Origin of the sequence: Flavobacterium aurantiibacter (assembly GCF_002251775.1) — a bacterium.
GTDB lineage: Bacteria > Bacteroidota > Bacteroidia > Flavobacteriales > Flavobacteriaceae > Flavobacterium > Flavobacterium aurantiibacter.
The window spans coordinates 1-2,143 of the sequence record NZ_NOXX01000031.1; the positions used below are offsets into that span (position 1 = coordinate 1).

Annotated in this window: 3 protein-coding genes; all 3 read right to left on the minus strand. The window is 34.0% G+C overall.

Features of this window, described 5'->3' with window-relative positions; translation table 11 throughout:
* Nucleotides 1-472 precede the first annotated feature (472 nt).
* The gene (locus CHX27_RS00280; protein WP_094484794.1) at nt 473-991 is read right to left on the minus strand and encodes a hypothetical protein; all 519 of its coding nucleotides are present in this window, start codon (nt 989-991) and stop codon (nt 473-475) included.
* Between the two features lie 4 nt (nt 992-995).
* Nucleotides 996-1,574 (minus strand): hypothetical protein, encoded by a 579-nt coding sequence (locus CHX27_RS00285; RefSeq protein WP_094484795.1) that lies wholly within the window; start codon nt 1,572-1,574, stop codon nt 996-998.
* Nucleotides 1,564-2,143, minus strand: a 580-nt coding sequence (locus CHX27_RS00290) for a hypothetical protein (protein WP_207758904.1), incomplete at its 5' end; no start/stop codon positions are given. The genes CHX27_RS00285 and CHX27_RS00290, both read right to left, overlap by 11 nt.

The window sequence follows — 2,143 nt, forward strand, 5'->3', positions numbered from 1 at the left end:
GTTGTTCGAATTCTTGTGTTCGTCAACTAAAAGCTCGCCAAAGGGTAGGTATTCGGCGTGTTGCGAGACTTGGCCCAAATCGTTTGAGATATAGGTGCTTGAACCGAGGTGGTCGGGNTTTCCGGTTTCCATTTAATTGCCCGCGCGCCTGCTGGCTCGTTCGCTAAAAATGTCCACCGGACATTTTTTTAACGCTCCGCCCTCATTAAACTTAAACGGCGAGTTGTTCGAATTCTTGTGTTCGTCAACTAAAAGCTCGCCAAAGGGTAGGTATTCGGCGTGTTGCGAGACTTGGCCCAAATCGTTTGAGATATAGGTGCTTGAACCGAGGTGGTCGGGGTGCCACTAATAAATAGTTTCTGTAAATGTATCGTTTCGTACTATTTCCATTACAGCACAACAAAAGTCAATACAAACATTATGTTTCTTGATAGATGAAAAAGCGAATTTATACTCAGTGTTATTTTTCCTATTAGTCTAAACAACATTTTATACAGTTATCTTGAAACGCTCTTATTAACGAATCGTTCACTTTCAGTTTTATAGGTTGTAATGGATCATTTGTAACATCCTTCAAGGTCCCAGCTTCTAAATCAAATTCTAACCATCCCATAGGCACATTGCCATGAATAAGAATTTGAATAGAAACTTTTTGCTTTGTTGCTTCATTAATTGAAATACTGTATTTCTTATCGTATTTCTTTTTAAAAAAATCGTTGTATTCACTTGTCGTAACAATTCGATTTACCAGACTGACACACTCCTCACAACTGTATTCTTCGGCGGCATTTTTCATCACACCCGTACTTGTGCTTACATTTTTTTCAGATAAATTGCTTTCAACTTTCACACCTGTCGAAACTTCACTTTCTTTTCTTTTGTTCGCTGAGGTGGCGGAATTATTATTATTACATCCTATTAATGCGAACACGATTAAACAGAATGCAGTTGGTTTTTGATAGATATCATCTCTTAAATAAGAAGGTTGCAATAGATTAATTATTTTTTTTGATTTTCAAAAGAGAAGGATTGCTAATGGCGGTTACATCTTTGTTTTGTAGTCTATAAGACTGGAGATCAGAAGTGTCTTGTTTGTAGTAGAAGCAAGAGTTTTTAATCAAATCTTCGCTAATCCTTCTCAAAAATATACTATCTGATGCGTAATCGAGTTTATTTAAAAATTTGTCAGGAAACTTAAAATAATCTTGGTGTTCATTAAAATCAATAAAGGCTGAAATCTTGATTTTCGAATTCGGATTGATAAACTCAATATGGTTTGAATACAGTGGCAATTTTATTTTTCTCACGGAATCAAATAAAAACAAAACAGACTTTGTTTCATCAAATTGACTGCCCTTTGCAGTAAAGATTTTAACATCATCATCTAAATTCTTTAAGGTATAATTTAATAGTAAAATAGGAGGCTTTTTTGCATCGGCGTTTTCAGGTATTGTGAGATATAGATCAAATGAGTCGTATGAAATTGACACTTCTTGTTGTTCTTTTTTTGCACAACTACAAATAAAAATTAAAGTAAGACTTAAAATACTTACAATACAGGCTTTAGTTTCCATAAGCTTTATTCTGGTCTAACACGTGTTTTCGATAAGGTTTGCTCACATTTTTGAAATTTTCAGTTTTACTTTGCATCTGATAAATTGCTTTGTGCTGGTAGTATTTAAAATATTGATCAGATCTATCAATTTTTATATTTAGGGGAGTATTTCCACCGTGTCCGTGAAATTCATGTTCAAAAAGCGAAAAAATATTTGGAGCTGTATTTAGCTCCTTTCGAAGGTCGAAGTTCATTGTAATCAAAGAACCGGTATCTCCAAAGCGCTGATGATCGCCATAGGTGGTTTTACTTAAAAATTCTGCATCGCTACTGGTTTTTTTATTTTGTACCAAAGATGATATTTCGATCGTACCACGTGCTAATTTACTAGTGGGATCGCTGTCATAATAATATTTGTTAAGTGTTTTTGAGATATGGGTAACAATTTTTTGGAATAATTGCATGTTTTTATAAGTGTTTCCTAAACGACTTATTTTTATGCTATTTTTTTCTGCGACATTATGTTCAATAACTCCATTTTTTGATTCAGCTTTCAATTCATTGAATTTTTTCTCATCCATTATCAAA